Origin of the sequence: Rugosimonospora acidiphila (genome assembly GCF_039543385.1) — a bacterium.
GTDB lineage: Bacteria > Actinomycetota > Actinomycetes > Mycobacteriales > Micromonosporaceae > Rugosimonospora > Rugosimonospora acidiphila.
Map to the genome: position 1 here is coordinate 1 of NZ_BAABJQ010000066.1, position 6234 is coordinate 6234.

The 6234-nt window shown below is 71.3% G+C and carries 3 protein-coding genes; all 3 read right to left on the bottom strand.

What is annotated here, in order from left to right; all coding sequences use genetic code 11:
• On the bottom strand, positions 1-1655 hold a 1655-nt coding region (locus ABEA87_RS41970), incomplete at its 3' end, for a type I polyketide synthase (RefSeq protein ID WP_345639383.1).
• 54 nt (positions 1656-1709) lie between these two features.
• On the bottom strand, positions 1710-4445 hold the full coding sequence (locus ABEA87_RS41975) for an acyltransferase domain-containing protein (protein WP_345639384.1): 2736 nt from the start codon (positions 4443-4445) through the stop codon (positions 1710-1712).
• A gap of 5 nt (positions 4446-4450) precedes the next feature.
• Complete coding sequence (locus ABEA87_RS41980) at positions 4451-5899, bottom strand: FAD-binding oxidoreductase (RefSeq protein ID WP_345639385.1); 1449 nt, start codon at positions 5897-5899, stop codon at positions 4451-4453.
• Positions 5900-6234 lie beyond the last annotated feature (335 nt).

Here is a 6234-nt window from a genome sequence, read left to right on the forward strand (position 1 = left end):
ACCCGACCCGCCTGCACCCCACGCAAACCATCGACTAGTTCCTGAACATCACCACCCACCGACACCGCCCGATACTCAAACCGCGACCGACCCACCAACCCCGCACCCACCGCACCCACATCCACCAAACCCGCACCATCACCCGACACCCGATCCACCAACGAACCCACGGACACGTCCAGGGCCTCCGGCGAACGACCCGACACCACCCACGGCACCACACCACCAGGCGTCGCCGAAACCGACGAGTCCACCGGCGCCGGCTCCACCACCGGAGCCTGCTCCAACACCACATGCGCATTCGTGCCAGAGATACCAAACGACGAGACACCGGCCCGGCGCGGCCGGTCGTCCGACGACCAGGGCCGGTCCGAGTCGAGCAGCCGCATCGTGGAGTCGGACCAGTCGATCAGCGGCGTGGGGCTCGCGGCGTGCACGCTGCGCGGAAGCACCTCGGCGCGCATCGCCATCACCATCTTGATCACACCCGCGACCCCCGCCGCGGCCTGCGTGTGACCGATGTTCGACTTCACCGAACCCAACCACAACGGCCGATCCCCCGACCGATCCCGCCCATACGTCGCCAACAACGCCTGCGCCTCGATCGGATCACCCAACTTCGTACCCGTACCGTGCGCCTCCACCACATCCACGTCGGTAGTCGACAGGCCCGCGTTGGCCAACGCCGCCCGGATCACCCGCTCCTGCGACGGACCATTCGGCGCGGTGAGCCCATTCGACGCACCGTCCTGGTTCACCGCCGAACCACGCACCACCGCCAGCACCGGGTGACCCAGCCGCTGCGCGTCCGACAACCGCTCCAGTACCAGCATGCCCGCGCCCTCGGCCGCGCCGAAGCCGTTGGCGTCCGCGGCGAAGGCGCGGCACCGGCCATCGGCGGAGAGCGCGCCCTGACGGCTCAGCTCGATGAGGATGCCGGGGGTGGCCATCACCGTGGCGCCGCCGGCCAGTGCGAGGGAGCACTCGTTGCGACGCAGCGACTGGATCGCCAGGTGCAGCGCCACCAGCGACGACGAGCAGGCGGTGTCGACGCTGACCGCCGGGCCCTCAAGCCCCAGCGTGTACGCGATGCGTCCGGAGGCGACGCTGGTGATGTTTCCGGTGAGCAGGTGGCCCTCGACCGTGGCGGGTACCCGGTGCGAACTGGGCATGTAGCTCTGCTGCATGGCACCGACGAACACGCCGGTCGCGCTGGTGCGCAGGCTGCGCGGGTCGATCCCGGCGCGCTCGAGCGCCTCCCACGAGGTCTCCAGCAGCAGCCGCTGCTGCGGGTCCATCGCCAGCGCCTCGCGCGGCGAGATGCCGAAGAAGTCGGCGTCGAACTCGTCGGCGTCGTGCAGGAACGCACCGCCGCGCATGTAAAACGTGCCGGTCCGGTCGGGGTCCGGGTCGTAGAGGGTGCCGAGGTCCCAGCCGCGGCCCTGCGGCAGGTCGCCGATCGCCTCACCGCCCTCGGTGACCAGGCGCCACAGGCCCTCAGGCGACACAATGCCGCCCGGAAAGCGGCAACCGATGCCGACAACGGCGATCGGTTCCGCCCCCCGGGCCTCGATGTCGCGCAGTTTCTGCTTCGCCTGCTGCAGGTCCGCCGTGGCCAGCTTCAGATAGTCGCGCAGCTTCTGCTCGTTCGACATGCGTGTCAACTCCGTACCAGGTTCCCGGCGTGTACCGCGCCGGGAAGACGCCCGTCAGTTCAGGTCAAGTTCGCGGTCGAGCAGTTCGAAGATCTCGTCGTCGCTCGCCGAATCGATCGCCACCGCCGGTGCGGCCGGGGCCAGTTGCATGCCGTCGAAGCGTTCCGCCCGGGCCAGCAGGTCTCGCAGCCGGTTGAGCGTGCGTCCCCGCAGCCGCTCGGTGCCGGCGCTGGCGCCGGCGAACAGCGCCTGCTCGAGGCGGTCCAGCTCGCCCTGCAGATCGTCCGCGCCGGATGCGTCACGGAGCAGTTCGTCGTGCAGGTGGTTGGCGAGAGTGGCGGGGGTCGGGAAGTCGAACACGAGGGTGGTGCGCAGTCGCAGCCCGGTCGCCTCGGACAGGAGGTTTCGCAGCGCCAGCGCGGACAGCGAGTCGAAGCCCAGCTCGGTGAACGTCCGGTCGGCGGCCACCGCGATCGGGTCGATCCCCAGCATCGTCGCGGCCCGCTCGGCGATGAGGTCGCACAGGTGGTCGAGGCGGCGGGGGGCGGGCATCGCGGCGAGCCGCTGAACCAGCCCGGTGGTGGGTCCGCCGCACTCGATGGTGCTGTCCAGATCGGCTTCGCTCACCGGTTGCAGGGTGACGCTGCCGGCGGTCAGCACCAGCCGCCCGCTCGCGTCGGTGAGCCGCAGCGTGACGGTGTCGGCCCCGGAGGCCACCAACTGGGCACGAGCCGCGGCGGCGCCGGGCAGGTGCAGCGTGACGTTCCGCCAGGTTGCGGGCAGCCAGCCGGTGGTCTGCTCGGCGGCGGCCGGGAAGAGGGCGACCGGCTGCAACGCGGTCTCGGTGAGCACCGGGTGCAGGCCGTACCCCACCGCGCTGCCGACGTGGGCGGGCAGGGCCACCTCGGCGAACATTTCGCCGTCGCGGCGCCAGGCGGCGTCCACGGTGTTGAGCGCGGCGCCGAGGCCGATGCCGAGTTCGGCGAGCCGGTCGCGGTAGGCGGCAGGACCGACCGGCTCGGCGCCGGTCGGCGGCCACGCCGCGTCGGCGCGCTCGGCGGCCGCGCCGGGGTCGACGGAGAGCACCACGGTGGCGTGCCGGATCCAGGTCGCCGTCACGTCGCGGCGGCGGACGAAGATGGCCATCCGCCGGCTGCCGTCGGACTCCGGCTCGACCCGCAGCTGGAGCTCCACCGCGTCATCCGTGCAGGTGATCGGGGTGCTCTGGGTCAGCTCGGCGATGTGCGGGAGGCCGAGTTCGGCGCCGATGTGCAGGGCCAGCTCGACCAGGACGCCGACCGGCAGCACGGTACGACCGTGAATGGTGTGGTCGCCCAGCCACGCGTGGCCGGTGACCGGCAGCGAGGCCGTGTAGACGCACCCGCCGTCGCCGGCCAGGTCGAGGGCGGCGCCGAGCAGGGGGTGCGCGGCGGGTATCAGGCCGGCCCCGGCCACCGTCGTGTCGGAGGCCGGCGCGGCGGGCAGCGGAGGCAGCACCCTGCCCGAGGCGGGGCAGGCGCGCCGCCAGTCAACCTCGACGCCCGCGGTGAACGCGCCGGCGAGCGCCCGCAGGAACCCCCGCACGCCATTCTCGCCCCGGCGCAGCGTGGCCAGCACCGGTGTGTCGCTCTCCGCCGCGGACAGGGTGTCCTGCACGGCGACGGTGAGTACGGGGTGCGGGCTCATCTCGACGAAGACGCCGGCGTCGCGCTCGATCAGCCGGCGGACGGCCTGATCGAAGCGCACCGTGCTACGCAGGTTGCGGTACCAGTAGTGGTGGTCGAGGGTGGCGGTGTCGACCAGCCCGTCGGTCACGGTGGACTCGAAGGGGACGGTGCTGGCCGCCGGCCGGATCGGGCTCAGTTCGGCCATCAGCCGATCCCGCAGCTCCTCGATGTGGGCCGAGTGGGCGGCGAGCCCGACCGGGATCTGGCGGGCCCGGATCCCGTCGGCGTTGAGGTCGTCGAGCAGCCGTAGCGCCGACGCCGCGTCGCCGGACACCACCGTCCAGGAGGGCGCGTTGTAGGCGGCGATGTCCAGGCCGGTGCGGCCGTTCATCAGCTCGATGACGCGGTCCGCCGGCAGCGGTACGGAGACCATCTCGCCGCGGCCGGCGAGCGTGGCCTGGGCGCGGCTCCACAGGGCGGCGACCCGCATGGCGTCCTCGTGGCTGAGTGCGCCGGTGACGCAGGCGGCGGCGACCTCGCCGAGGCTGTGCCCGACCACGGCGGCGGGCTCGACGCCACGCGCCCGCCAAGTGGCGGCGAGGCCGACCATCACGGCGAACAGCACCGGTTGCACGATGTCGGCGGTGTCGAGGGTGGGTGCGCCGGGCACGCCGTACAGCACGTCCAGCAGGGACCAGTCGGCAACCAGGGACAGGGCTCGATCGCAACGGCGCAGCTCGTGCCGGAACACCGGGTCGTGGTCGGCCAGGTCGGTGGCCATGCCGGGCCACTGCGAGCCCTGGCCGGGGAAGACGAAGACGGCGCGGCGGCTGCGCCGGCTGGAGCCGGTCACCGTGATGGGGTCGGGCCGGCCGAGGGCGATCGCCTCCAGGGCGCGCAGCGCCTCGCCGTGGTCGGTGACGATCGCCACCGCCCGGTGGGACCGTACCGGCTCGGCGGCCAGCGCCAGGCCGAAACCGCTCAGATCGATGGCGGGGTGGTCGAGCAGGTGGCGCATCAGTTGGGCGGCGCGGGCCCGCAGGGCGCCGGGCGCGGCGGCGGTGAGCACCAGTGGTACGGCTACGGTCGTCTCATCCCGCGGCGTCACCACGGGAGTTGTCATGATCGTCATAGGTCCGGCCCTTCCACCTCGGGTGGGCGTACCGCAAAGGGGTTGGTGAAGATGCCGAGCGGATCCCAGTGCTGCTTGACCCGCTGAAGCCGGGGATAGTTGTGCTGGTAGTAGAGCTCGTGCCAGGCCAGGCCCGACTTGTTCCACTGCTCTTCGAAGACGTCGAAGTCGGGGTTGTTGACGTACGAGCCGTTGGTCTGCTCGTTCGGCACCGGGACACCGCCGGTCTCGGCGTACACGTCGGCGTAGAACTCACGCAGCCAGGCCAGGTGGCGGTCGGTCTCCGCCGGATTCTCCCAGTGGGTCGAGTAGACCAGCTTGAGGATGCTGTCGCGTTGCACGATCGCCGTCTCGGTGGTCGACAGCGCGTTCATCCGGCCGCCGCAGCCGACGAACATCAGGCCCGCGCGGTGGTTGTCGTAGTCGGTACGGGTCAGGTGCCGGTAGATCCGTGAGATCTGCTTGTCAGTGCACCGGCGCCGCAGGTCGGCCGCCTTGATTTTGAAGCTGAGCGTGTGGTCGCCGCTGTCGGCGATGCCGCCCCAGGAGGTGGCGTGCAGCCAGGGCACCTCGCGGAGGCTGGACAGGGCGGGCGGCATCACGCCGTCGCACACGGCCGACACGTAGTCGGCGAGCATGGCGGACGCGTTCGGCGCGTCCGCGTCGACCATGGTGCACATGGCGACGAATGCTGACGCCCGGCTGCCGCACCACAGTCCACTGTAGAGGGCGTTGGCCGGCGAGTCCGGGTCGCTGTTGCGCTCGTACCACTCGTTGTGGTTGCGCAGCAGCCGGGTGAACTTCTCCTCGTCGAGCGAGTCCCACACCCATACGTCCTGCTGCAGCAGCACCCTGGCGGGCGGCCGGGGCAGCAGCTCGGTCGGGCTCCCGGTGGCACCGGGGATGCGCAGCCAGTACCGGGTGATCACGCCGAAGTTGCCGCCCCCACCGCCGGTGTGAGCCCACCAGAGGTCGCGGGTCTGTTCGTCGGCCGCGGTGGCCACGACCGCGCGGGCCGTGCCGTCCGCGTCGACCACCACCACCTCGACGGCGTGCAGATAGTCGGAGACGTAGCCGAAGCGCCGGGACAGCGGGCCGTAGCCGCCGCCGGCGATGTGCCCGCCCATACCCACGGTGAGGCAGGAGCCGGCCGGGACGGTCACCCCCCACCGCTTGTGGAGGGTGCGGTAGACCTGCCCCACGGTCGCGCCGGAGCCGACGACGAACGCGTCCCGCTCCGGATCGAAGTCGATATCATTGATCTCGGACATGTCGATCAGCGCCTCGACCTCCGGGGCGCCGACCATCTGCTCCACGCAGTGGCCGCCGCTGCGCACCGCGATCCGCCTGCCCTCGCGCACGGCGCGGTCGACGATCTGGACGACCTGGGCCGTGTCCGTCGGCACGCAGACGTAATCCGGGCTGGCGATCCACCGCTGGTTCACACCGCGAACAAGATCTGGATAGCGGGCGTCAGCGGGCCCGACAATAATCGGATCGCCGCTACCGGCCCCGATGGAAGCCAATGTTTCCGTTTCCATATCAGTTCACTCCCGCCGGTTGGTGAAGCGGATGCAGCCCGACCACGGGGGTTGCCAGCCAATTCGACCTCGCGGGGGGCGCCGGCCCAACCCCTAACCTGCGGCGGGGGGGTCCGGGCACGACCGGGGCGATCTAGGGGTCCCTGACGGCCTGTAGCGCTGCTAATTTCAGCCTGCGAAGTTCTTTCTTCTGCCGGCCCGACTGGAGGGCGGAAATAGTGTTCACGCACAATTCCTGG

Bases quoted from the DNA above. Each gene is read 5' to 3' on its own strand.
- ABEA87_RS41975 (WP_345639384.1), bottom strand. From the start codon at position 4,445: ATGACAACTCCCGTGGTGACGCCGCGGGATGAGACGACCGTAGCCGTA.